This window comes from Streptomyces glomeratus (genome assembly GCF_021462825.1).
Taxonomy (GTDB): Bacteria; Actinomycetota; Actinomycetes; order Streptomycetales; family Streptomycetaceae; genus Streptomyces; species Streptomyces glomeratus.
On the sequence record NZ_JAKEEB010000005.1, the window covers coordinates 238525 to 263534 of the forward strand.

Below are 25010 nucleotides of genomic sequence, written 5' to 3' on the forward strand. Positions count from 1 at the left end.
GGCAGCCCACCCGGCCCGGTGCACCGTCAGGGAGAGGGACCGGCAATGACCGCATTCTCGCTCGATCCGGCACAGATCGCCTGGTGTGCGGAACTGCGCGACCTGGCGGAGCGACGGCTGCGCCCGCTCGCGGACAAGGGCGAGCCGGGGCGGGTCAACCGGGAACTCGTCGCGGAACTCGGCCGACTCGGGCTGCTGGACCGGCTGTTCACCGCGGGCGCGCTGGAGCTGTGCCTGATGCGGGAGTCGCTGGCCCAAGCCTGCACAGAAGCGGAGACGGCCCTCGCTCTCCAAGGTCTCGGCGCGCACCCGGTGCACACATACGGTTCGCCGGAACAGCGCGCCCGCTGGCTCCCCGGTGTCCGCGCAGGCACCGTTGTGGCGGCCTTCGCCCTGACCGAGCCGGATGCGGGCTCGGACGCCGCGGCGCTGGCCCTGCGAGCGGACCCGGAGGGCACCTCCCCCCTCGCCGAGCGGGACGGCGAGCGGGGCTGGCGGCTCACCGGGGAGAAATGCTGGATCTCCAACGCCCCCGAGGCCGACTTCTACACCGTCTTCGCGCGCACCGCCCCCGGCACGGGCGCGCGCGGCGTGACCGCCTTCCTCGTCCCCGCCGACCGCCCCGGCCTGACCGGCTCCGCGCTCGAGATGCTCTCCCCGCACCCCATCGGTGCCCTCGCCTTCGACGCCGTGCCGGTGACCGCCGACGATGTCCTCGGAGAGCCCGGCCGGGGCTTCCGGGTCGCCATGGGCACCCTCAATCTCTTCCGGCCCAGCGTCGGCGCCTTCGCGGTCGGCATGGCGCAGTCGGCCCTCGACGCGACCCTTGCGCACACGGCGGAACGAGACGCGTTCGGCGGCAAGCTGAAGGACCTCCAGACCGTCGCCCACCAGGTGGCCGAGATGGCCCTGCGCACGGAGGCTGCCCGCCTCATGGTCTACGCGGCGGCGACGGCGTACGACGCCGGAGCCCCGGACGTCCCGAAACGGGTCGCGATGGCGAAGCTGCTGGCCACCGAGACCGCGCAGTACGTCGTCGACGCGGCCGTCCAGCTGCACGGCGCCCGGGCCCTGCGCCGCGGCCACCTTCTCGAGCATCTCTACCGCGAGGTGCGCGCTCCTCGGATCTACGAGGGCGCGAGCGAGGTGCAACGCGGCATCGTCGCCAAGGAGTTGTACGCCACCGTGGAGGCCCCGTGACCGCCGAGCGCCCCGATCCGCCCACCCCCGCGCGTATCAACCCGCCGGATCTCTCCCCTCCGGCAGGCTTCTCGCACGCGGTGGTCGCCGCCGGCTCCCGAGTGGTGTTCCTGGCAGGCCAGACCGCTCTCGACACGGACGGCAAAGTCGTCGGTGCCACCCTTCCCGAGCAGTTCGAGCGGGCGCTCACCAACCTGCTCACCGCCCTGCGGGCCGCCGGCGGCACTCCCGCCGACCTCGCCCGCGTCACCGTCTACGCCACCGACGTCGCCGCCTACCGCGCCCACGCCCCTGAACTCGGCCGCATCTGGCGGCGGCTGGCGGGCCGCGACTACCCCGCGATGGCCGTCGTGGGAGCCGTACGCCTGTGGGACGAGGAGGCCGTCGTGGAGCTCGACGGCTTCGCGGTGCTGCCGTAAGTGCCCCTCAGCGTGATCAAGCCCAGCCGCTAGGCCCGGACGGGAAGACCAGGATGGAGGCCAGAAGGATCAGGTACCCGGTCGCCACCGCTGCCCCCACACGAGACAGCACCACTCCCACCACGGCCCGCGACCGGCTCGCCCACCCAAGCTTCGACGCCCGATACTCGATGTACGCCCGCCAACCAGCACACCCACGGTCGCTGTTCCCCCGCGGGGGGTGGGGCATGGTGCGGCGTAGCCGGCGGGCGAGCTCGGCGAAATCGTCGTCGTAAGGGCTTCTCCGGGATCAAACCGACCACAGATGACGACGGCAGCACGACCGCACCGAGAAGAACCGCACGGATCTCCTCCCGATGTCTCCCAGACCCTGGATCTTGCCCGAACCTTCTTCGGGACGAAGAGGTCGTGGGTTCACATCCCGTAGTCCGCCGGCACACGGAATACCGGGCCTCGAGTGCCCAGCACTCCGGGTGCACCCTGCCACAGGGCCGCACCGTTCGCTCGCTCCCAGTTCGTGGTCGCCCGGGACCGCGCCCACTGGACCATGGCCACCGGCACCAGCATGACGGGCGGCATCAACTCATGGAACGTCAGGCCGATGAGCACCATCCAGCAGGCTGCCGCGCTGACGGATACTGCCGTGCGCCGGAGCGACTGCCGCCGTGCCGCGTCCTGGTCGGCGTGCGGTGTGTCGAGGCCGTCCATCTGCGCGGCATGCTCGTACCTGCGGCGAAGCCGGGCGGGAAGACGGAAACCAAGCGGCAGCAGCGCCAGGCACACAAGAGTGACCGCGACCGTTCCCACGAGCAGGGTCTCCAGCCGGTCTGCCGTACTGATCAGGGCCAGCAACAACCCCTCGGACAGCACCGCGCCCGCGCCCATCATCAGCGCGGACGTCTGCTCGAAGTAGACCACCCGTATCAGCCCGGGTCTGGCGTCCTCAGTCATCGCCCCAGCTCTCTGCCCGGGCACCCGCACGGACAGGAAAGATCCAACGTCGTGCGGAACACAGGGTCAACAGTCCGCGTGTCAGGAAATCGCCAAGACTTCGTGCCCGGCGCGCGGGCTCGCCGCCCCGCTACGGCGACGGCCGGAAGGGGCGAGGGGCGGCAACCAGGGCCTCAGACGCTCTGGGATGACGGATGGCTACGGACTCCCGCTCGGCCGTGTCCTGGCCGGTGCGAACTGCCGCGACTCCCCGTTGCCGGCTCCCACTCCGGACCGTCTGGCGGACCTCGGGCCGCTGCTGCTTGAGCTTCGGGCGGATTGAACTGTCAGAGCAGCAGCAGACCCACCAGGGTCGGCTCCTTCGTGGAGCCCTCTCGTGACCACAGTTCGGCGTCGGTTGCGGGATGGGCCGCCAGAATCACCCGTCGCAGTCCGGCTCTCCGCTTTGCGGCGTATTCGACATCAGACTCACCCGCGCGAGGCCACACGCCCCCTGTCAGGGAGATGGTCACCCCGTCCCGCTGAAGGACGTATCCGACGACGTCGTCAGAGGTACCGCGGAACCAGAGCCCCGGACGGTCTTGGACACATGGCGGCGACTCGGTTTCACTCGCGTCCCCAGCGCCCTCCAGCAAGGGTCCGCAGGGGTCGACGTAACCCAATGTCGCCCTTTCGGCTCCCATCCATGCCTGTGACGGCCCCATGGGAAGGTCGAACATCGCCGTGAGGGTCTTCCCGTCCCAGGTGTACGGCTCCTGCGTCATCCCCGGCAGGGTGACCACCTGAGCCATCGCCCGCGACGGAATCCCGGTGGCCCTCAGCCACTCCTTCGCGGCGACGTGCTGCTGAAGCTCTCGTACCGGTATCGCAAGTGTGTACACGAGGAGCAGACCCGCAACTGCGGCCTGCACACTTGCACGCGATCGCAGGATCGTGGCGCAGGCCACGAACAGCGCGGGCAGGCAGTACATCAGGCAACTGAGCAGCCCCCATCGGAATGGGAGGACGACGGTGAGCAGCAGCATTGCTCCGATATCGGCCAGGAGCACGCAGGCCAGCACCGTCTTTGCGTATCGGGGCCATGAGCGCCGGACCTCGTGGAGCACGAGGAGCATCACCGGAACGGCCACGAGCAGTCCCACCACCACGACGGCCCTCGACACGAGGAGGAGGATTCCGTCATCGGAGACTCCCGACCAGGTGTTGACACCGATGACAGGGAGCACCGAGGCGACCGCTCCCGTGAGACCCAGACCAAGTACGCCGCCCCACCGGGCATGTCCCCACCGCAGTGCGCTCTCGGCGCGCGGAGCCGTCTCGCTCGTGTACTCGGTCAAGTTCCCCCCTGCTGATCGCGGTAGCACGGTGCTTTGCCAGAGACACGTCATTGCGGTGAAAGGTGGTAGTCACGCGGCAGAGCCCAAGCCCCATCGCTCCCCGATGCGGTGAGCGATGGGGCTTCAGGACTGTCCCGCGGTGCCGTTCCGTGCCTCAGATGTTCCGGAACGTCTCGATCTGCGCACCGACCGAGTTGAGCCGCTCGGCGAGGTCCTCGTAGCCGCGGTTGATGACGTACACGTTCCGCAGCACGGAGGTGCCCTCGGCCGCCATCATCGCCAGCAGTACCACCACGGCGGGCCGCAGGGCCGGCGGGCACATCATCTCGGCGGCGCGCCAGCGGGTCGGGCCCTCCACCAGGACGCGGTGCGGGTCGAGGAGTTGCAGCCGCCCGCCGAGCCGGTTGAGGTCCGTCAGGTAGATGGCCCGGTTGTCGTACACCCAGTCGTGGATCAGCGTCTTGCCCTGCGCGGCGGCCGCGATGGCCGCGAAGAACGGGACGTTGTCGATGTTCAGGCCCGGGAACGGCATCGGGTGGATCTTGTCGATCGGCGCCTCCAGCTTGGAGGGCCGTACCGTGAGGTCGACCAGCCGGGTGCGGCCGTTGTCGGCCACGTACTCCGGGCTGCGGTCGTGGTCGAGCCCCATCTCCTCCAGCACCGCGAGCTCGATCTCGAGGAACTCGATCGGCACCCGGCGCACCGTCAGCTCCGACTCGGTGACGACCGCGGCGGCCAGCAGGCTCATCGCCTCGACCGGGTCCTCCGAGGGGGAGTAGTCGACGTCGACGTCGATGTTCGGCACACCGTGGACCGTGAGCGTGGTGGTGCCGATGCCTTCGACTCCGACACCGAGCGCCTCCAGGAAGAAGCACAGGTCCTGGACCATGTAGTTGGAGGACGCGTTGCGGATGACCGTGACCCCGTCGTGGCGGGCGGCGGCGAGCAGCGCGTTCTCGGTCACGGTGTCACCGCGCTCGGTCAGCACGATCGGCCGGCCGGGGGAGATGGACCGGTCCACGACGGCGTGGTAGTGCCCCTCGGTGGCGGTGACGTCCAGCCCGAACCGGCGCAGCGCGATCATGTGCGGCTCGACGGTGCGGGTACCGAGGTCGCAGCCGCCCGCGTACGGCAGCTTGAAGCGGTCCGTACGGTGCATCAGCGGCCCGAGGAACATGATGATGGACCGCGTACGCCGGGCGGCCTCCGCGTCGATGGCGTCCAGGTCGAGGTCGGCGGGCGGCACGATCTCCAGATCGCCCCCGTCGTTGATCCACCGGGTGCGCACGCCGATCGACGCGAGCACCTCCAGAAGCCGGAACACCTCCTCGATGCGGGCGACCCGGCGCAGCACCGTGCGTCCCTTGTTGAGCAGCGAGGCGCACAGCAGGGCCACACAGGCGTTCTTGCTCGTCTTGACGTCGATGGCGCCGGAGAGCCGGCGGCCGCCGACCACCCGCAGATGCATGGGACCCGCGTAGCCCAGGGACACGATCTCGCTGTCCAGGGCCTCGCCGATCCTGGCGATCATCTCAAGACTGAGGTTCTGGTTGCCGCGCTCGATCCGGTTCACGGCACTCTGACTGGTGCCGAGTGCCTCGGCAAGCTGCGTCTGAGTCCAGCCACGGTGCTGCCTGGCGTCACGGATGAGCTTGCCGATACGTACGAGGTAGTCGTCTGACATGAGACTGAGGTTATCTCAGATATGAGATGGCGCCTTTCGAGGGGGCTGTTTGGGTGAGTGACCGTCAGTGACCCCTGGTGGAACGGGTGCGACGCCATCCGAAAGGGCCGGGCAAATCCATCGATGTCGTATGACGTCCTGAGCTGCTGCGGGTGTGGCGCGGTCCGTTCTTCCCGCCCGTGGTGAGGGACCAGGAGTGTTTGTTGATGTTCAGGCGCACTCCGGGCAGGATCCGGAGACTCTTGCGGAACGTCAGCGGCATGCGTGCCTCCTTGCGAACGTTCTGGTTCATGCCGGATACCCCGGTTCGCCGGACTGATGGCCCGGGGGGCGCATTCGTCCGTCGGGGGGACGGGGCAGGGGGTGTGGAGTACGGGGCTGCCGCCTGTGGGGGTGTGGGCCGGGTCTCGCGGGTCCGGCAGGTCCGGTGGGTCCGGCGGGGTGCGGTGGGATCCGACGGGTCCGGTGGCTCCGGCGGGGTGCGGTGGGTCCGGCAGGTCCGGCGAGTCCGACCGGGTCCGGGCGGGACCGGGCATGACCATCCGGCACCCATGTACTAGAGTTATCTCGACATCGAGATATCTGCCGAGGCGCCCCGCAGGCATCGCTCCGGTAAGGGTTACCTAACTTAGCCTTACCTTAGCGGATCGGTCGAGCCGTCATGGCGGCAGGATTGCGGTGGTACGCGCACATCAATGAAGGAGACTGTCGTGTCGGCGAACAGCTTCGACGCCCGCAGCACGCTGCAGGTGGGCGACGAGTCGTACGAGATCTTCCGGCTGGACAAGGTGGAGGGCTCGGCCCGCCTGCCGTACAGCCTCAAGGTCCTGCTGGAGAACCTGCTCCGCACCGAGGACGGCGCGAACATCACCGCCGACCACATCCGCGCCCTCGGCAACTGGGACTCCCAGGCCCAGCCGTCGCAGGAGATCCAGTTCACGCCGGCCCGCGTGATCATGCAGGACTTCACCGGCGTTCCCTGTGTCGTGGACCTCGCCACCATGCGTGAGGCCGTGAAGGAGCTGGGCGGCGACCCCGCGAAGATCAACCCGCTGGCCCCGGCCGAGCTGGTCATCGACCACTCCGTCATCGCCGACAAGTTCGGCACGAACGACGCCTTCAAGGTGAACGTCGACCTGGAGTACGGCCGCAACAAGGAGCGCTACCAGTTCCTGCGCTGGGGCCAGACCGCCTTCGACGAGTTCAAGGTCGTCCCGCCGGGCACCGGCATCGTGCACCAGGTGAACATCGAGCACCTGGCCCGTGTCGTGATGGTCCGCGACGGCAAGGCCTACCCGGACACCCTGGTCGGCACCGACTCGCACACCACCATGGTCAACGGTCTCGGCGTCCTCGGCTGGGGCGTCGGCGGCATCGAGGCCGAGGCCGCGATGCTCGGCCAGCCGGTCTCCATGCTCATCCCGCGCGTCGTCGGCTTCAAGCTCACCGGTGAGCTCCAGCCCGGCACCACCGCCACCGACCTCGTGCTCACCATCACCGAGATGCTCCGCAAGCACGGTGTGGTCGGCAAGTTCGTCGAGTTCTACGGCGAGGGCGTCGCCGCGACCTCCCTGGCCAACCGCGCCACCATCGGCAACATGTCGCCGGAGTTCGGCTCCACCGCCGCGATCTTCCCGATCGACGACGAGACCCTGAACTACCTGCGCCTGACCGGCCGTTCCCAGCAGCAGGTCGCCCTTGTCGAGGCCTACGCCAAGCAGCAGGGCCTCTGGCTGGACCCGAAGGCCGAGCCGGACTTCTCCGAGAAGCTCGAGCTGGACCTGTCCACGGTCGTCCCGTCCATCGCCGGCCCGAAGCGCCCGCAGGACCGTATCGTCCTCGCCAAGGCCGCCGAGCAGTTCAAGCAGGACGTCTGCAACTACGTCGACGTCGTCGACGAGGCGGGCGTGGAGTCCTTCCCGGCCTCCGACGCCCCGGCCATCCACCCCAACGGCGCCCCGTCCAACCCGGTCCAGGTCACCGCCCCCGACGGCACGAGCTACATCCTCGACCACGGTGCCGTGACGGTCGCCGCCATCACCTCCTGCACCAACACCTCGAACCCGTACGTCATGGTCGCCGCCGCCCTGGTGGCCAAGAAGGCGGTCGAGAAGGGCCTGACCCGCAAGCCGTGGGTCAAGACCACCCTGGCCCCGGGCTCGAAGGTCGTCACCGACTACTTCGACAAGGCCAACCTGACCCCGTACCTGGACAAGGTCGGCTTCAACCTGGTCGGTTACGGCTGCACCACCTGCATCGGCAACTCCGGCCCGCTGCCGGAGGAGGTCTCCAAGGCCGTCAACGACCACGACCTCGCGGTCACCTCGGTCCTCTCCGGCAACCGGAACTTCGAGGGCCGTATCAACCCCGACGTCAAGATGAACTACCTGGCGTCCCCGCCGCTGGTCGTCGCGTACGCCCTCGCGGGCTCCATGAAGGTGGACATCACCCGTGACGCCCTGGGCACCGACCAGGACGGCAACCCGGTCTACCTGAGGGACATCTGGCCGACCGAGGCCGAGGTCAACGACGTCGTCGCCAACGCCATCGGCGAGGACATGTTCAGCAAGTCCTACCAGGACGTCTTCGCGGGCGACGCCCAGTGGCAGTCCCTGCCCATCCCGACCGGCAACACCTTCGAGTGGGATGCGGAGTCAACCTACGTCCGCAAGCCCCCGTACTTCGAGGGCATGCAGATGGAGCCGGCCCCGGTCGAGGACATCGCCGGCGCCCGGGTCCTCGCCAAGCTGGGCGACTCGGTCACCACCGACCACATCTCCCCGGCCGGTGCGATCAAGGCCGACACCCCGGCCGGCAAGTACCTCACCGAGCACGGTGTGGAGCGTCGCGACTTCAACAGCTACGGCTCACGCCGAGGCAACCACGAGGTCATGATCCGTGGCACGTTCGCCAACATCCGCCTGCGCAACCAGATCGCGCCGGGCACCGAGGGCGGCTACACGCGCGACTTCACGCAGGAGGGCGGCCCGGTCTCCTTCATCTACGACGCCTCGCGCAACTACATCGAGCAGGGCATCCCGCTGGTCGTCCTGGCCGGCAAGGAGTACGGCTCCGGCTCGTCCCGCGACTGGGCCGCGAAGGGCACCGCGCTGCTCGGCGTCAAGGCCGTCATCGCCGAGTCCTACGAGCGCATCCACCGCTCGAACCTGATCGGCATGGGTGTGCTGCCGCTGCAGTTCCCCGAGGGTCAGTCGGCCGAGTCCCTCGGCCTGACCGGGGAGGAGACCTTCTCCATCTCCGGCGTCACGGAGCTGAACGAGGGCACCACGCCGCGCACGCTCAAGGTCACCACCGACACCGGTGTCGAGTTCGACGCGGTCGTCCGCATCGACACCCCCGGTGAGGCCGACTACTACCGCAACGGCGGCATCATGCAGTACGTGCTGCGCAGCCTGATCCGCAAGTAAGCGGCCCGGCACGGCAGTCGAGGGCCGCACCCCCGCCCGGCGGGGGTGCGGCCCTCGACGTGTGCCCGCCCGCACCCCACCTCGCGGGCTTACATCCCCTCCGCGGGACTAGATCCACCCGGCGGCTTGAGCGATCGCGAACGGCGCTGCGACCAGCGGTGTCATACCGAGCCACATATGCAGGGGCCGGCCCTCCTGCCAGGGCATGAGGACGTCCACCACCAGCACCATCCCGACGACGAATCCGCCACCCAGCAGCGCGCCGAGCGTCATGCCGAGCGTGTTGTCCGGTGACTTGCCGGGACAGCCGAACCCGTCGACGCAGTGGATCAGTGAGTATCGGGTCAGCAGCCATCGCACGCACAGGCCCGGGACTATCGCCACCAGTCCGATCAGGAGATTCGCCACCGCGGGCGCCCACCAGGAACCGGTGGTGCCCTTCTCGTGGCCACCGTCCGCACCGGAACCGTGCACAGCCCGCCCTCTCCCAGATGTTCGCGTTCGTACAGGTAGATGACCACGAGAGCACTGGGGTTGCCCCGTTCGCGCCCCGGTGGGGCCAACACCGCCCCCACGAGTGACCCTTGTGATGCCTCGGGTGCCGCAGGAGGGGTGTGCGCGGGGCGGTCCGACCCGTGCGTGTGACGACGCGAGCGTGTGATGACGCGAGCGTGTGATGACGGGTGCGTGTGACGACTGCCTTGCGGTCAGGCGTCGTTCGGGGACTCCGGGCGGACCGGGTGGCCTGTGAGCGTGCCACCCGGTCCGCGAGCCGGCCCGGCCCGGGGGGAGGGGGCCGCGCCGGGTGGAACGTGGCTTGTGACGACCGGTGAGGCGACAACGTTGTCGAAATGGTCTGTACATGACTGTACTCCCCCAACCGACAACGATGTCAAGGGCGTTCGCCCGTACGGCTGACAGGCGGTCTTCCACGGGACGGGCGGCGCTCGTGACGGCGACCCCCGCCCGCGTCGCGGCTCCGTGGACGGGCTCCCCCTCACCTGGCCGGACTCTCCGGCGGGCCGCCCCGACTTACGCAGTACGACGGCGGGGCGGGCACGGAGGAACCTCCGCGCCCGCCCCTTCCCTCATGGGGATGTCAGGCCAGCAGTTCCACCTCCGCCAGGGTGGAGGGGGAGTCGAGGACCAGGCGGTAGTGCGCGTAGGAGCCGGGGCGCGGGATCGAGAACGCCCTGGTCTGCCGGTCCCAGGTGAAGGATTCTCCCGAGCGTGCGTCGAGCGTCGTCCACTGTGTGCCGTCCGCCGAGCCCTGGAGGGTCCAGCCCGTGGGGGCCTTCGTGTGGTCCGCCGGGGACGTCAGGGTGTACTGCACCGCCTTGGCGGGGTTCGTGACCGGCAGGTCCACGTTCGCCAGGGCCGTCTCCGTCACCGAGGTGTCGTCGAAGAGCGGCCCGTCACCCTTGAGCACGTCCGCGCGCGGCGACGGCACCTTGTCGTCCTGGGTGATCGACACCGGCGCCGCGTCCTTCCCGCTGCCCCAGGCCGACGGGCGCGGACCCATGTCGAAGTCCAGCACCGCGCCCCGGGACAGCAGCGCGTGCGGCAGAGCCGTCGACGTCCACGGGTGGCCGTTGACCTTCAGCCCCTGGACGTAGACGTTGCGCGTGCTGTTCTCCGGGGCGTTGACGACGAGGTCCCGGCCGTTCTCCAGGTGCACGGTGGCCTTCTTGAACAGCGGCGATCCGATGGCGTACTCGCCGCTGCCCATGACCAGCGGGTAGAAACCCAGCGCCGAGAAGAGATACCAGGCCGACTGCTCGCCGTTGTCCTCGTCGCCGTGGTAGCCCTGCCCGATCTCGCTGCCCGTGTACAGGCGGGAGAGGACCTCACGGACGTCCGCCTGGGCCTTCCACGGCTCGCCCGCCGCGTCGTACATGTAGATCATATGGTGCGCGACCTGGTTGGAGTGCCCGTACATGCCCATCCGGACGTCTCGCGCCTCGGTCATCTCGTGGATGATTCCGCCGTAGGAGCCGACGAACTCCGGCGAGGCCGTCTCCGGTGTCGAGAAGTACTCGTCCAGCTTGTCCGCCAGCTTGGCCCGGCCGCCGTACAGGTTGGCCAGGCCGCGGCTGTCCTGCGGGGCCGTGAAGGCGTAGCCCCAGCCGTTGGTCTCGGTGTAGTCGTAGCCCCACACCCGCGGGTCGTACTTCGAGGAGTCCACCCGCCAGTTGCCCTGGGCGTCGCGGCCCTGGAAGAAGCCGGCCTTCGTGTCGAAGAGGTCGACGTAGTCGCGGGCGCGGTTCAGGAAGTACGCCGACTCCTCCTTGTAGCGTGCCTTGTGGGTCTTCTCGTAGAGCGCCTGGCCCATCCTCGCGATGCCGTAGTCGTTGACGTAGCCCTCCATCGCCCATGACAGGCCCTCGCCCGTGCCGGTGCTCGTGTAGCCGAGGAAGGGGGCGGTCGCCATGCCCTTGCGGCCCACGCCGGAGGCGGGCGGTGCGACCGTCGCGTTCTTCACGGCCGCGTCGTAGGCGGCCTCCGCGTCGAACTTCACGCCCTTCACATAGGCGTCGGCGAACGCCACGTCCGAGGAGGTGCCCGTCATCAGGTCCGCATAGCCGGGCGAGGACCACCGTGAGGTCCAGCCGCCGTCCTTGTACTGCTGCACAAAGCCGTCGACCAGTTCACCGGCCTGCTTCGGGGTGAAGAAGGAGTACGCCGGCCAGGTCGTCCGGTACGTGTCCCAGAAGCCGTTGTTGACGTACACCTTGCCGTCGACGATCTTCGCCCCCGTGTGCGTGGGGGTGTCCGGACCCGTCATCGGGGAGAACGGGGACGCGTACTGGTATGCCGAAGCGACTCTCTCGAAACCGGAGTTGGGATACAGGTACAGCCGGTACAGCGAGGAGTAGAGCGTCGTCAGCTGGTCGGTGGTCGCTCCCTCGACCTCGACCGTGCCCAGCAGCTTGTCCCAGGCGCGCTGCGCACGTGCCTTCACCTCGTCGAAGGACGTCCCGTCCGGGACCTCCTGGCGCAGGTTGTCCTTCGCCTGGTCGATGCCGATCAGCGAGGTGGCGAGGCGCAGGGTCACCGTGTGGTCGGAGCCCGGTCTGAAGCGCAGGTATCCCTTCACTCCGGAGGTCGCCCCGTCCGTCACGGGCGCGTCGAAGACGCCGTAGACGAACAGGCGCGTCGCCCCTGTCGACAGTCCGGACTTCACGTCGGAGAACCCGGTGACGATCCCCTTGTCCTTGTCGAGGGTCAGCCCGGCCTGCTCGGTCACATTGTCGAAGACGACGCTTGCGTCGTCGCCGGGATAGGTGAACCGCAGCACCGCCGCGTGGTCCGTCGGCGTCATCTCCGCCTTGAGCCCGTTCTCGAAGGTCACCCCGTAGTAGTACGGGCGCGCCGTCTCGTGGTCGTGCCGGAACGGCAGCGCCCGCGCCTCGCGGCCGGTGTCGGGGGCGCCGGCGGCGGCCGACGGCATCACCTGGAACGTCTGCCGGTCACCCATCCAGGGACTGGGCTCGTGGCTCGCGCTGAACGCCTCGATGCTGGGCAGGTTGTCCGCGTTGTTCGCCCGCGCGTAGTCGTACAGCCAGTTCAGCGAGCCGGAGTTGGTCACCGGCGTCCAGAAGTTGAAGCCGTGCGGCAGAGCGGTCGCCGGGAAGGTGTTTCCGCGCGAGAAGGAGCCGCTGGAGTTGGTGCCGCGGGTGGTCAGCGCGTAGTCGGACAGGTGGGCCTTGGGCCGGTCCGGCGGCGCGGCCTTCAGGGAGATGTCGTCCAGCCAGCCGCGGAACCTCGCCGGCCCCTTCGGCGAGTCGTAGGCCACCAGGATCCGGTCCACCGTCTTCCCGGCCGCGACCGATCCGATCCGCGAGACCACGTCGTTCCACTGGTTGACATACAGCACCTTGGCCGCCCCCTGCCCCTGCGGGGACAGCGGGAAGCCGTGCTGGTCCAGCGCCCCGAGGCCGCTCAGATAGGTGCCGTCGGTGAAGGCGAGGTCGACGGAGACGTCGGTGGCGTCGTAGTCCCGGTCCTTGTCGGCCATCGAAGGGAAGACCCGGTAGGACAACCGGGTGTCCGGCTCGACGCGCACGTTCACGTCGAAGACCTTGTTGTACGAGTACGCCCGTCCGCCCGCCGTGTGTGTGCCCGCGTAACGCAGGGCCCGCCGGCCCGTGAAGCCGGCGCCCGCCTTGGCGGTGGGGGAGCCGATCGGGCCGCGGTCCACCAGCGTGCGCATGTCCCTGGGCGCGGGCTCGGTGCTGTGGCCGGTCGAGAACTGCACATCGGCGAGCTGCAGTATGTCCGCGCCGTGGTTACTGGTGAAGTCCAGCCGGAAGTGCGCGTACTCGGCCGGCTCCGAGAGGTCGTAGGACTTGGTCTGGAAGCGCTGGTCGAACGATTCGCCGGTGCGGGTGTCGAGGGTCTTCCAGTCCTTGCCGTCCGTGGACCCTTGAAGGGTCCAGTCGGCGGGGTCCCGCTCCGCGTAGTCGTTGGCCGACGTCAGCGCGTAGGTGACCGCCTTGACCGGCGCGTCGAGGTCGAACTCGACCCAGCCGGTGGGCGCGAACGTGAGCCACTTGGTGCCGGGCTCGCCGTCGATCAGGTTCTCCTTGACCTCGCCGGCCCCGCTGTTCTCGGCGCTGGCCCGCACATCGGTGACCTCGTCGGTCACATTGCCGGGGATCCCGGTGGTGTATCCGCCGTCCACGCCGGACGCCCGCTTCGCACCGTCCGCCCCCGTGTCGACGGTGTTCAGCCACGTCGGGGCCGGATCACCCGTCTCGAACGAGGAGGCGAACTCCCGGTCCGCGCCGCCCGGTTGGCCGGGCAGCGCCACCGCCGCGCCGTGCAGGCCCACCAGCAACGCGAAGGCGGCCGTCGCCACGACCGCCGCCTGAGTTCGTCTGTGCCGAGATCTGTGCTGCATACGCGAGCACCCTCCCTGCGCTGTGAAAATATGGACAACGTTGTCAACTTCGCTGCGCAAGGACCAGTAGGTGGGCAAGTGGTCTGTGATGTCAAGGGTGTTGAGTGTGGCATTCGGGGTCAATGTGGCGGATATCCCGACCGAGTGATCCATGGGCGTCCCGCATTTCCGCGAGGTCTCAACTCGGATAAGCAAACCGTCAACCTTGCATTCGATCTTGCTCCGCTGGCGGGAAGTGGACTATACCTGTCGGCGTTCGGGCAGCCGCGACCCCTTCGGGTACGGCAGCCCTGTACCGGCACGACCGGGGGGAAACGGGAGGCGGCGGACCGTTCTTCGACGACCGGCTGTCATGCCGTCCCACTGAATCCCTCATGCACGACCCCAGCTTCACCATCACCGCGGTGCCGGGGAGGATCCGGTTCACCGCCTGAGTCCTGGAGAAGGCGAGGACTTGAGCATGGGATCCACTTCCGGCGAGAACACCACACCCGGGGGCGTCGGCCGCAGAGATCTGATCAAGCGGTCCGCCGCGCTGGGCCTGATCTCCGTCCCCGCGATGAGCTTCCTGTCCGCATGTGCCAGTGGCGGGGGCGGCGGCTCCAGCGACGACGAGGGCAAGGGAAAGACGTCGAAGTCGAACCCCTTCGGAGCGGAGAAGGGCGGCAAGCTGGACGTCGTCATCTTCAAGGGCGGCTACGGCGACGACTACGCCAAGGCGTGGGAGGCCGACTACCAGAAGAAGCTCGGCATCACCTCGACCCACACCGGCACCCAGGAGATCACGGGCAAGCTCCAGCCCCGCTTCAACGCGGGCAACCCGCCGGACATCGTGGACGACTCCGGCGCCCAGCAGATCAAGGTCGACGTCCTCTACAAGAACGGCCAGCTGCTCGACCTCGCCGAGGTTCTCGACGCGCCGTCGGTCGACGACCCGAGCAAGAAGGTCCGCGACACCCTCATCCCCGGCACTCTGGACCCGGGCGTCCAGGAGGGCAAGGTCGTCGCCCTCAACTACATCTACACGGTGTGGGGCCTGTGGTACTCCGGCAAGCTCTTCAAGGAGAAGGGCTGGACGGCGCCCAAGACCTGGGACGACTTCCTCGCCATCTGCCAGGACGCCAAGAAGCAGGGCATCGGCGGCCTCGCCCACCAGGGCAAGTACCCCTACTACATCAACGTCGCCATCATGGACCTGATCGCCAAGAAGGGCGGCATCGACGCCGTGAAGGCGATCGACAATCTCGACCCGAAGGCGTTCGTCGGTTCCGACGCCGCGCAGGCGGGCATCGAGGCGATCTACGAGGTCGTCGAGAAGGGCCTGTTGATGCCCGGTACGAACGGCCTGACCCACACCGAGTCGCAGACCCGCTGGAACCAGTACAAGGCCGCCTTCATCACCTGCGGCTCCTGGCTGGAGAACGAGCAGCTCAAGCAGACGCCCTCCGACTTCGACATGAAGTTCCTGCCGATGCCGCTGCTGTCCGGAAGCACGATGCCCTTCGAGGCGATCCGGGCCGGCTCCGGCGAGCCCTTCATCATCCCCGCGAAGGCCAAGAACCTGCCCGGGGCCAAGGAGTTCATGCGGCACATGCTCTCCAAGGAGTGGTCCACGCTCTTCGCCAAGCAGGCCAACTCGCTCACCATCCTCAAGGACGGCGTCGACTCCGGCGTGACCCTGCGCCCGGGTACGCAGTCCACCGTGGAGGCCTCCAAGGCGGCGGGCTCCAACACCTTCCGCTACATCTACCCGGACTGGTACAGCGAGATGGACACCGCCATCCAGAACGCGTCCAACGAGCTCATGGCCAAGCGCATCCAGCCCAAGGAGTGGCTGAAGCGCTGTCAGGCCGCGGTCGACAGGCAGGCCAAGGACCCGGCCTCCAAGAAGAACCACCACGACTGAGGCTCGCCGCCGGCCGGGCCCCGACCGACCGGGGCCCGCTCGACCGACCGGATTCCGGGCCGGGAATCCACCTGATTCCCGGCCCGGGACGGGACACCAGGGGCAGGAACGCCATGCGCAAGGGGCAGTACCGGTTCGTCGCGGGATTTCTCTTCGTCCCCGTGGCGCTCTATCTGATCTTCGTCATCTGGCCGTACATCCAGACGTTCGGCTATTCGCTGACCGACTGGAAAGGCCAGTCGCAGACCTTCAAGTTCGTCGGCCTGGACAACTACCGGGCGCTCTTCCAGGACGATGTCTTCCTGGAGGCCATCTGGCACAACATCCTGTTTCTGATCTTCATCCCGGTGATCACCATTCTCCTCGCCCTCTTCTTCGCCTTCATGGTGAACGCGGGCGGACGCGGCCGGGCCGGCGGAGTCCAGGGGGTCGCCGGATCGAAGTTCTACAAAATCGTCTATTTCTTCCCGCAGGTGCTGTCGCTCGCCATTCTCGCCGTGCTGTTCAACGCGGTGTACCGCAGTGACGGCGGCGGTCTGCTGAACGGCTTCCTCATCAAACTCGGCCTGGTCGGCGCGGACAATCCCGTGGAGTGGCTCAACGAGCCCGACATAGTGCTCTGGGCGCTGATCCTGGTCGTGGTCTGGCACGGCGTCGGCTTCTACCTGGTGCTCTTCTCGGCCGCCATGCAGTCCGTTCCGAGGGACATCTACGAGGCGGCGCTCATCGACGGGGCGAGCCGCTCCCAGTCCTTCTTCCGCATCACGCTGCCGCTGCTGTGGGACACCGTGCAGACCGCGTGGGTGTACCTGGGGATCGTGGCCATGGACATGTTCGTCCTGGTGTCCTCCATGACCCAGAACATGGGCGCCTACGGCGGCGGTCCCGACCATCACAGCGATGTCATGTCGACCGTGATGATGCGCAATTTCCTCTATTTCGGGAAGAGCGGCTACGCCTGCGCGATGGGCGTCGTCATGCTGCTGCTCACCCTGGTCCTGTCCGTGGTCACGCTGCGCGCCACCCGCCGCGAGCGCATCGAGTTCTGAGCGGGAGAGACGACGATGAGCGCACCCATCAAGGAGACCGCGGCCGTCCCCGCCCAGCGGTCCGCGGCCAAGGTTCCCGTCCGCCCCGGCGACCGGCGCAGCGAGGGCGTGGTCCTGAACGCCTTCTCGCACGGCTTCCTCGCCCTGTGGGCCCTGCTGATCGTGCTGCCGCTGCTGTGGCTGGTGCTCAGCTCCTTCAAGACCGACGCCCAGATCGGCGGCTCGGCCTTCGGCTGGCCGCACCACTGGTCCCTCGACGTGTTCGGGCGCGCCTGGCACAAGGGCATCGGCGACTACTTCCTGAACACCGTGATCGTTCTGGTGTTCTCGGTGCCGCTGACGATGCTGTTCGGCTCGATGGCCGCGTACGTGCTGGCCCGCTACCGGTTCCCGGGCAACCGGTTCCTGTACTACTTCTTCGTCGCCGGCGCGATGTTCCCCGTGTTCCTGGCGCTGGTCCCGCTGTTCTTCATGGTCAAACGGCTGGACATGCTGAACACCTACCAGGGTCTGATCCTGGTCTACATCGCCTACTCGATGCCGTTCACCGTGTTCTTCATGCACGCCTTCTTCCGGACCTTGCCGACAGCGGTGTTCGAGGCGGCCGTCCTGGACGGTGCCTCGCACACCAGGACCTTCTTCCAGGTCATGCTGCCGATGGCGAAGCCGGGACTGATCAGCGTCGGGATCTTCAACACTCTGGGTCAGTGGAACCAGTTCATTCTGCCGACGGTCCTGATGCAGCCGCAGAGCGGTTCGGATCCCGAGCGCTACGTGCTCACCCAGGGCCTCATCCAGCTCCAGCAGCAGCAGGGATACGCCTCCGACCTGCCCGTTCTGTTCGCGGGCGTGACCATCGCCATGATCCCGATGCTGGTGGTCTACCTGTCCTTCCAGCGTCAGGTGCAGGCGGGGCTGACCTCGGCGACACTCAAGTAGCCCCCGGGAGTGTCACGCTGTGTGACGCCATCTGTGCGCGCCGCTCCGGGCCCCGGGACGGCGCGCACAAGTGTGTCCAAGGACCCGGATGAGGTTCAACCTCTTGACGTAAGGCAACCCGAACGGCTCAGCTTAGAGTTCACTAGTTGGACATAGGCGGGGCCTCACCGAAGCGGCCCCGTGCTCAGGAGGTCGTCGTGGAGACTCCAGGGTCGCAGTCGTCGCTGCACCGAGCCAACCTGGAGCGGGTTGTACGTGCCGTGCGGCTGGCCGGATCCCTCACGCAAGCGGAGATCGCGAGGACGACGGGTCTGTCCGCGGCGACGGTCTCCAACATCGTGCGGGAGCTGAAAGACGGCGGAACCGTCGAGGTCACGCCCACGTCCTCGGGGGGCCGAAGGGCCCGGAGCGTCTCTCTGAGCGGCGATGCCGGCATCGTCATCGGCGTCGACTTCGGGCACACCCATTTGCGGGTGGCGGTCGGGAATCTCGCTCATCAGGTGCTGGCCGAGGAGTCGGAGCCGCTGGATGTGGACGCCTCCGCCGCGCAGGGCTTCGACCGGGCCGAAGAGCTGGTCGGCAGGCTGATCGCGGCGACCGGCGTGGACCGCTCCAAGATCGCGGGTGTGGGGCTCGGTGTGCCCGGCCCCATCGACGTCGAGTCCGGCACGCTGGGCTCCACCGCCATCCTGCCGGGCTGGACCGGCGCCAGGCCCGCCGAGGAGCTGCGGGGGCGGCTCGGCGTGCCGGTGTACGTGGACAACGACGCCAACCTCGGCGCGCTCGGCGAGCTGGTCTGGGGCAGTGGCCGGGGGGTCAAGGACCTCGCCTACATCAAGGTCGCCAGCGGTGTCGGCGCCGGGCTGGTGATCGACGGGACGATCTACCGCGGCCCCGGTGGCACGGCGGGAGAAATCGGGCATATTACCCTTGATGAATCCGGCCCCGTCTGCCGCTGCGGAAACCGGGGCTGCCTGGAGACGTTCACGGCGGCGCGGTATGTGCTGCCGTTGCTCCAGCCCAGTCACGGCACCGATCTGACGATGGAGGGCGTGGTCAGGCTGGCGCGGGACGGCGATCCGGGCTGCCGTCGGGTGATCGCCGACGTCGGTCGCCACATCGGCAGTGGAGTCGCCAATCTCTGCAACCTGCTGAACCCGAGCCGCGTGGTCCTGGGCGGTGATCTCGCCGAGGCCGGAGAGCTGGTTCTGGGGCCCATTAGGGAGTCGGTCGGCCGGTACGCCATTCCCAGTGCCGCACGTCAGCTCTCGGTGTTGCCAGGGGCGCTCGGAGGCCGTGCCGAGGTGCTCGGGGCCCTCGCCCTTGCACTCAGTGAAATGGGCGATTCGACCCTTTTGGATGGCTCGCTGCCGGCCGTCACTCCTGCCTTCACTTAGAGAACGGATGGCACCGTTGCCATCTCGTTAAGGATTTACTTCTTGACGTCGCACGTGCGGCCGAGTTGACTTCCAGCCACCTCGGCCGCAACGTCGCGGCCTCGTCAGGGAGGTTTCTGAAGTGAACACGCGTATGCGTCGTGCCGCCGTTGCCGTTGCCGTGGGTGCGATGGCCGTCTCGCTGGCCGCCTGTGGGAGTGCCAAGGAGTCGGGTGGCGGCTCTTCCTCGTCGTCGGCTGCCAAGAAGGGCGACGCCATCAAGGTGGGTCTGCTCCTTCCGGAGAACAAGACCGCGCGGTACGAGAAGTTCGACAAGCCCCTGATCGAGAAGAAGATCAAGGAGCTGACGGGCAACAAGGCCACGCTGGAGTACAACAACGCTCGGCAGGACGCGAACCTGCAGGCCCAGCAGGTCGACACCATGATCACGGACAAGGTCGACGTCCTGATCATCGACGCCGTCGACTCCAAGGCCATCGCCAACTCGGTCAAGAAGGCCAACGACCAGGGCATCCCGGTCGTCGCTTACGACCGTCTGGCCGAGGGCCCGATCAAGGCCTACACCTCGTTCGACAACACCGCGGTCGGCAAGACGCAGGGCGAGGCGCTTCTGAAGGCCCTGGGCGGCAACGCCAAGAAGGGCAAGATCGTCATGATGAACGGCGCGGTGACCGACCCGAACGCCGCCCAGTTCAAGGCCGGTGCCCACTCCGTCCTCGACGGCAAGGTCAACGTCGGCCGCGAGTACGACACCAAGGAATGGTCGCCGGACAACGCCAACGCCAACATGGAGGCGGCGATCACGGCGCTCGGCAAGAAGAACCTCATCGGTGTCTACTCCGCCAACGACGGCATGGCCGGCGGTATCATCACCGCCCTCAAGGCCGCGGGCATCTCCAACATCCCGGTCACCGGCCAGGACGCCGAGCTCGCGGGTGTGCAGCGCATCGTCACGGGTGAGCAGTACATGAGCGTGTACAAGTCCTACCCGCAGGAGGCGGACGTCGCCGCGCAGATGGCCGTCGCCCTCGCCCAGGGCAAGTCGCTCGACACGATCGCCAAGGACAAGGTCGACAGCCCGACCGCCAAGCAGGTTCCGTCCGTCCTCGTCCCGGTCGTCGCGCTGACCAAGGACAACATCAAGGACACGGTCATCAAGGACGGCATCTACACCCCCGCCGAGATCTGCACCCCGCAGTTCAAGGCCGCCTGCGACAAGATCGGTCTGAAGTAAGCGACCCCGAGTCCTTTCCCCGTACGGGAATTCGTCCTTGAATTCCCGTACGGGACTGGCGCACAAAGACTCGTCCGGTGCCCCGCGTTCACCAGCCCCGCAAGCTCGTTGCGGGGCGCCGGACGGAAATTCCCCCCAAACTTCTGCACAACCTCCCGCCGGGTCAGGCGGCGAAGGAGATGGTTCACGTGTCCGCTACGCCCGTGCTGGCGTTGCGCGGGGTCTCCAAGCGGTTCGGTGCCGTTCAGGCGCTCACCGACGTAGAGCTTGAGGTCCACGCCGGTGAGGTGGTCGCCCTGGTCGGCGACAACGGCGCCGGAAAGTCCACGCTGGTCAAGACGATCGCCGGCGTGCACCCCATCGATGAGGGCGCCATCGAATGGGAAGGCAAGCCCGTCCAGATCGGCAAGCCGAACGACGCCCAGAGCCTCGGCATCGCGACCGTCTACCAGGACCTCGCGCTGTGCGACAACATCGACGTCGTCGGCAACCTCTTCCTGGGCCGCGAGCTGAAGAAGCGCGGCATCCTCGACGAGGTCGAGATGGAGCGGCGTGCCCGCGAACTGCTGACCACCCTGTCGATCCGGATCCCCAGTGTCCGTATCCCGATCGCCTCGCTCTCCGGCGGTCAGCGCCAGACCGTGGCCATCGCCCGTTCGATGCTCGGCGACCCCAAGCTGGTCATCCTCGACGAGCCCACCGCGGCGCTCGGCGTCGAGCAGACCGCCCAGGTTCTCGACCTGGTCGAGCGGCTGCGCGAGCGCGGCCACGCGGTGATTCTCATCAGCCACAACATGGCCGACGTGAAGGCCGTGGCGGACAAGGTCGCGGTACTCCGCCTCGGCCGCAACAACGGCGTCTTCGAGGTGAAGACCACCTCGCAGGAGGAGATCATCTCCGCCATCACCGGCGCCACCGACAATGCCGTGACCCGCCGTGCGGCACGCACGAACGGGGAGGTTTCCAAGTGAGCATCGAAAAGACCTCCGAGACGCCGCAGGACGCGCCCGCCGTCGAGAACCCCGAGGCCGCCGCGGCCGCGGTGACCGCCGTCGACCCGCGCCTTCTCGTACGCGAGCAGGGCCTCACGGGCTACCTGGGCGAGTTCAAGCGCAAGATGCGCGCCGGCGAGCTGGGATCGCTGCCCGTCATCGTCGGCCTGGTCGCCATCTGCGCGATCTTCCAGAGCCTCAACTCGGCCTTCCTGTCCGCGCAGAACCTGAGCGACATCACCGTCACGATGGTCGGCACCGGCATGATCTCGGTCGGTATCGTCTTCGTCCTGCTGCTCGGTGAGATCGACCTGTCGGTCGGCTCGGTCAGCGGTGCGGCCAGCGCCCTCGCGGCCGTGTTCGCCGTCAACCAGGGCTGGCCCGAATGGCTGGCGGTGCTCGTCGCCGTCGCCGCGGGCGCGGCCATCGGCGCGGCGCACGGCTTCTTCTTCGCGGTGCTGGGCGCTCCCGCCTTCGCCGTGACACTGGCCGGTCTGCTCTTCTGGCTGGGCTTCATGCTCCAGGTGCTGGGCGCCAACGGCACCATCAACCTGGACAGCGACGGTCTCATCGGTCAGCTGACCACGTACTTCTTCTCCGACGTGGCGGCCGCCTACGGTCTGGCCGCGGTCGTGGTCATCGTCTTCTTCGCCACCTCGTACGTGGGCAACCGCCGCCGCGAGGCCGCGGGCATCCCGTCCCGCCCGCTCAGCGAGACGGCGCTGCGCACCGGCCTGCTCGCCGTGGTCGCCTTCGCCGCGGCCTACATGTACAACCAGTACAAGGGCCTGCCGCTGGCTACCGTGATCTTCCTGGCCTTCCTGGTGCTCACGGACTTCGTGCTGCGCCGCACCGCGTACGGCCGCAAGGTGTTCGCGCTCGGTGGCAGTGTCGAGGCCTCGCGCCGTGCCGGTATCAACGTCACGGCCGTCCGGATCTCGGTCTTCGCCATCTCCGGGTTCTTCGCGGCCGTCGGCGGTCTGTTCCTGGCCTCCAAGATCGCCTCCGCCAACCAGAGCGCCGGTGCCGGTGACCTGCTGATGAACGCCATCGCGGCGGCCGTCATCGGCGGCACCAGCCTCTTCGGCGGCCGGGGTCGCACCTGGAACGCCCTGCTCGGTGTGCTGGTGATCGTCTCCATCCAGTACGGCCTCCAGCTGGAGTCCATCGCCGAGCCGGTGAAGTACATGATCACCGCGGGCGTGCTGCTCACCACCGTGGTGATCGACTCGATCACCCGCAAGACCCAGAAGACGGCGGGCCGCGCGTAGGCCCACCGGGCGGGGCGCGACAGTCCCCTTCGACCTGTGCCCGGCACCCATGGGGTGCCGGGCACAGTCCTGTCCGGCCCGGGCGGCCCGTGCGATCCGCCCGGCCCGTGGCGGCCGGAAACCTGTGCCCGGAACATGAGGGCCGCCCATGATCCGTACAGGCGGAACATTAGACTCGACAGGCCCGGCAAGCTCGACACAGCTCTACTGCAAGGAGGCACGGGTGCCGCTGCTGACCCGCATCAGGGGACCGCGCGATCTGGACCGGCTCAGCCTGGAGGAGCTGGACCAGCTGGCAGAGGAGATCCGGACCTTCCTCGTCGGCGCCGTCTCCAAGACCGGCGGCCACCTCGGCCCCAACCTCGGTGTGGTCGAGCTCACCATCGCCCTGCACCGCGTCTTCGACTCGCCCAGGGACAAGGTCCTCTTCGACACCGGCCACCAGGCCTATGTGCACAAGCTGCTCACCGGCCGTCAGGACTTCTCCAAGCTGCGCAGCAAGGGCGGCCTGTCGGGCTACCCCTCGCGCGCCGAGTCCGAGCACGACATCATCGAGAACTCGCACGCCTCCACGGTTCTGGGCTGGGCCGACGGCCTCGCCAAGGCCAACCAGCTGCTCGAGCGGGACAGCCGTGTCGTCGCCGTCATCGGTGACGGGGCGCTGACCGGCGGCATGGCCTGGGAGGCGCTCAACAACATCGCGGACGCCAAGGACCGCCCCCTGGTCATCGTCGTCAACGACAACGAGCGCTCCTACGCCCCCACCATCGGCGGCCTCGCCAACCACCTGGCCACCCTGCGCACCACCGACGGCTACGAGAAGTTCCTCGCCCGCACCCGGGAGGTGCTGGAGCGCACCCCCGTCGTCGGCAAACCCCTCTACGAGACCCTGCACGGCGCCAAGAAGGGCCTGAAGGACTTCATCGCCCCGCAGGGCATGTTCGAGGACCTGGGCCTGAAGTACGTAGGCCCGATCGACGGCCACAACATCGAGGCCCTGGAGTCCGCGCTGGCCCGCGCCAAGCGGTTCGGCGGCCCGGTCATCGTGCACTGCCTCACCGAGAAGGGCCGCGGCTACAAGCCCGCCGAGCAGGACGAGGCCGACCGCTTCCACGGCATCGGCCCGATCCACCCCGACACCGGCCTGCCCATCAAGGCGGCCGCCGCCAGCTGGACCTCCGTCTTCGGCGACGAGATGGTCAGGCTCGGCCGCGAGCGCAAGGACATCGTCGCCATCACCGCGGCCATGCTCCAGCCGGTGGGCCTGAAGAAGTTCGCGGACGCCTTCCCGGACCGGATCTACGACGTCGGCATCGCCGAGCAGCACGGCGCGGTCTCCGCGGCCGGCCTCGCCACCGGTGGCCTGCACCCGGTCTTCGCGGTGTACGCCACCTTCCTCAACCGCGCCTTCGACCAGGTGCTCATGGACGTCGCCCTGCACAAGTGCGGGGTGACCTTCGTGCTCGACCGGGCCGGCGTCACCGGCGACGACGGCGCCTCGCACAACGGCATGTGGGACATGTCGATGCTCCAGGTCGTCCCCGGCCTCAGGATCGCCGCCCCGCGCGACGCCGAACAGCTGCGCGCCCAGCTGCGCGAGGCCGTGGACGTCGACGACGCGCCGACCGTGCTGCGCTACTCCAAGGGCGTCGTCGGCCCGGCCGTCCCCGCGGTCGGCACGGTCGGCGGCATGGACGTCCTGCGCAAGGCCGACGCCCCCGTGCCGGACGTGCTGCTGGTCTCCGTCGGCGCGCTCGCGCCGATGTGCCTGGAGATCGCCGACCTCCTCGACAAGCAGGGCATCTCCACCACCGTCGTCGACCCGCGCTGGGTCAAGCCCGTCGACGAGGCGCTCGCCCCGCTCGCCGAGCGGCACCGAGTGGTCGTCACCGTCGAGGACAATTCGCGCGCCGGCGGTGTCGGTTCGGCGGTCGCGCAGGCCCTGCGCGACGCGGGCGTCGACGTCCCGCTGCGCGACTTCGGCATCCCGTCGCGCTTCCTCGACCATGCCTCCCGCAAGGAGGTCCTGGCGGAGATCGGCCTGACCGCTCCGGACATCGCCCGCCAGGTCACCGGGCTAGTCTCCAAGCTCGACGGCATCCCCCACGCCCGGCCTCGCTCGAGCGGGCAGACCCCCGCCGACCGTTCGGCCGCCCAGCGGGCCGTGGACTCGGTGGAGTCCGCACGGGACTGACAGCGCCCGCCCGATCGCTTGGGCCGGTCCCCCCATCCTTTACGGTGGCGGGACCGGCCCATTTGCGTGAATCCACCCCCACCGGGGCATACGCACTACGCCCCCT

The 25010-nt window shown here is 68.3% G+C and carries 17 protein-coding genes and 1 pseudogene; 12 read left to right on the forward strand and 6 right to left on the reverse strand.

Translation table 11 applies throughout. The features are described from left to right. Positions 1-45 precede the first annotated feature (45 nt). Positions 46-1200, forward strand: a complete 1155-nt coding sequence (locus LZ604_RS08545; protein ID WP_234513864.1) for an acyl-CoA dehydrogenase family protein — start codon at positions 46-48, stop codon at positions 1198-1200. Next, a complete protein-coding gene (locus LZ604_RS08550; protein ID WP_234513865.1) occupies positions 1197-1619 on the forward strand; it encodes a RidA family protein in 423 nt (140 codons plus the stop codon). Before LZ604_RS08545 ends, LZ604_RS08550 begins: the two co-directional genes overlap by 4 nt. A 414-nt stretch (positions 1620-2033) precedes the next feature. On the opposite strand, the gene LZ604_RS08555 is transcribed toward LZ604_RS08550, so the two are convergent. Then, positions 2034-2570 (reverse strand): hypothetical protein, encoded by a 537-nt coding sequence (locus tag LZ604_RS08555; protein ID WP_234513866.1) that lies wholly within the window; start codon positions 2568-2570, stop codon positions 2034-2036. Positions 2571-2730: 160 nt separating this feature from the next. Here LZ604_RS08555 and LZ604_RS08560 point away from each other — a divergent pair. Continuing rightward, positions 2731-2868: pseudogene (locus tag LZ604_RS08560) on the forward strand (IS5/IS1182 family transposase); the annotation flags it as partial. Positions 2869-2896: 28 nt separating this feature from the next. Here the strand turns inward: LZ604_RS08560 and LZ604_RS08565 are convergent. The 3 genes from LZ604_RS08565 to LZ604_RS08575 form a co-directional block, all read right to left on the reverse strand. Then, positions 2897-3907 carry a hypothetical protein gene (locus LZ604_RS08565; protein WP_234513867.1) on the reverse strand — a complete coding sequence of 337 codons (1011 nt, stop codon included), beginning with the start codon at positions 3905-3907 and terminating at the stop codon, positions 2897-2899. Between the two features lie 154 nt (positions 3908-4061). Then, positions 4062-5591: a helix-turn-helix domain-containing protein gene (locus LZ604_RS08570; RefSeq protein WP_234513868.1), complete on the reverse strand. Its 1530-nt coding sequence runs from the start codon at positions 5589-5591 to the stop codon at positions 4062-4064. Between the two features lie 64 nt (positions 5592-5655). Then, positions 5656-5853, reverse strand: coding sequence for a DUF4236 domain-containing protein (locus LZ604_RS08575; protein WP_234513994.1), 198 nt, complete (start codon positions 5851-5853; stop codon positions 5656-5658). Positions 5854-6301: 448 nt separating this feature from the next. Here LZ604_RS08575 and acnA point away from each other — a divergent pair, with 448 nt between their 5' ends. Continuing rightward, positions 6302-9019, forward strand: a complete 2718-nt coding sequence (acnA, locus tag LZ604_RS08580) for an aconitate hydratase AcnA (RefSeq protein WP_308283570.1) — start codon at positions 6302-6304, stop codon at positions 9017-9019. Between the two features lie 108 nt (positions 9020-9127). On the opposite strand, the gene LZ604_RS08585 is transcribed toward acnA, so the two are convergent. Both LZ604_RS08585 and LZ604_RS08590 read right to left on the reverse strand, forming a co-directional pair. Beyond that, positions 9128-9493, reverse strand: a complete 366-nt coding sequence (locus LZ604_RS08585) for a hypothetical protein (protein ID WP_234513872.1) — start codon at positions 9491-9493, stop codon at positions 9128-9130. A 625-nt stretch (positions 9494-10118) separates the two neighbouring features. Further along, the gene (locus LZ604_RS08590; RefSeq protein ID WP_234513874.1) at positions 10119-13922 is read right to left on the reverse strand and encodes a GH92 family glycosyl hydrolase; all 3804 of its coding nucleotides are present in this window, start codon (positions 13920-13922) and stop codon (positions 10119-10121) included. 460 nt (positions 13923-14382) lie between these two features. Between LZ604_RS08590 and ngcE the strand changes: the two genes are divergently transcribed. The 8 genes from ngcE to dxs all read left to right on the forward strand — a co-directional run bounded on the left by ngcE (position 14383) and on the right by dxs (position 24904). Next, the gene (gene ngcE / locus LZ604_RS08595; protein WP_234513876.1) at positions 14383-15828 is read left to right on the forward strand and encodes an N-acetylglucosamine/diacetylchitobiose ABC transporter substrate-binding protein; all 1446 of its coding nucleotides are present in this window, start codon (positions 14383-14385) and stop codon (positions 15826-15828) included. A 113-nt stretch (positions 15829-15941) separates the two neighbouring features. Then, complete coding sequence (locus LZ604_RS08600; protein WP_234513877.1) at positions 15942-16877, forward strand: carbohydrate ABC transporter permease; 936 nt, start codon at positions 15942-15944, stop codon at positions 16875-16877. Positions 16878-16892: 15 nt separating this feature from the next. Continuing rightward, a complete protein-coding gene (locus tag LZ604_RS08605) occupies positions 16893-17816 on the forward strand; it encodes a carbohydrate ABC transporter permease (RefSeq protein ID WP_234513878.1) in 924 nt (307 codons plus the stop codon). Between the two features lie 197 nt (positions 17817-18013). After that, positions 18014-19213, forward strand: a complete 1200-nt coding sequence (locus LZ604_RS08610) for an ROK family transcriptional regulator (RefSeq protein ID WP_234513879.1) — start codon at positions 18014-18016, stop codon at positions 19211-19213. A gap of 133 nt (positions 19214-19346) precedes the next feature. Beyond that, positions 19347-20447 (forward strand): sugar ABC transporter substrate-binding protein, encoded by a 1101-nt coding sequence (locus tag LZ604_RS08615; protein ID WP_234513996.1) that lies wholly within the window; start codon positions 19347-19349, stop codon positions 20445-20447. A gap of 179 nt (positions 20448-20626) precedes the next feature. Further along, positions 20627-21418, forward strand: coding sequence for an ATP-binding cassette domain-containing protein (locus tag LZ604_RS08620; RefSeq protein ID WP_234513880.1), 792 nt, complete (start codon positions 20627-20629; stop codon positions 21416-21418). Further along, positions 21415-22710, forward strand: a complete 1296-nt coding sequence (locus LZ604_RS08625; protein ID WP_234513881.1) for a sugar ABC transporter permease — start codon at positions 21415-21417, stop codon at positions 22708-22710. The genes LZ604_RS08620 and LZ604_RS08625 overlap by 4 nt, the downstream gene beginning before the upstream one ends. Positions 22711-22933: 223 nt before the next feature. After that, entirely contained in the window at positions 22934-24904 is a 1971-nt protein-coding gene (gene dxs, locus LZ604_RS08630) for a 1-deoxy-D-xylulose-5-phosphate synthase (protein ID WP_234513882.1), read from the forward strand. Positions 24905-25010 lie beyond the last annotated feature (106 nt).

Coding starts and splice junctions, on each gene's coding strand:
- ngcE (WP_234513876.1), top strand. CDS start 14,383: ATGGGATCCACTTCCGGCGAGAACACCACACCCGGGGGCGTCGGCCGC.
- LZ604_RS08590 (WP_234513874.1), bottom strand. CDS start 13,922: ATGCAGCACAGATCTCGGCACAGACGAACTCAGGCGGCGGTCGTGGCG.
- LZ604_RS08605 (WP_234513878.1), top strand. CDS start 16,893: ATGAGCGCACCCATCAAGGAGACCGCGGCCGTCCCCGCCCAGCGGTCC.
- LZ604_RS08575 (WP_234513994.1), bottom strand. CDS start 5,853: ATGCCGCTGACGTTCCGCAAGAGTCTCCGGATCCTGCCCGGAGTGCGC.
- LZ604_RS08620 (WP_234513880.1), top strand. CDS start 20,627: ATGGTTCACGTGTCCGCTACGCCCGTGCTGGCGTTGCGCGGGGTCTCC.
- LZ604_RS08615 (WP_234513996.1), top strand. CDS start 19,347: ATGCGTCGTGCCGCCGTTGCCGTTGCCGTGGGTGCGATGGCCGTCTCG.
- LZ604_RS08545 (WP_234513864.1), top strand. CDS start 46: ATGACCGCATTCTCGCTCGATCCGGCACAGATCGCCTGGTGTGCGGAA.
- LZ604_RS08555 (WP_234513866.1), bottom strand. CDS start 2,570: ATGACTGAGGACGCCAGACCCGGGCTGATACGGGTGGTCTACTTCGAG.
- LZ604_RS08570 (WP_234513868.1), bottom strand. CDS start 5,591: ATGTCAGACGACTACCTCGTACGTATCGGCAAGCTCATCCGTGACGCC.
- LZ604_RS08600 (WP_234513877.1), top strand. CDS start 15,942: ATGCGCAAGGGGCAGTACCGGTTCGTCGCGGGATTTCTCTTCGTCCCC.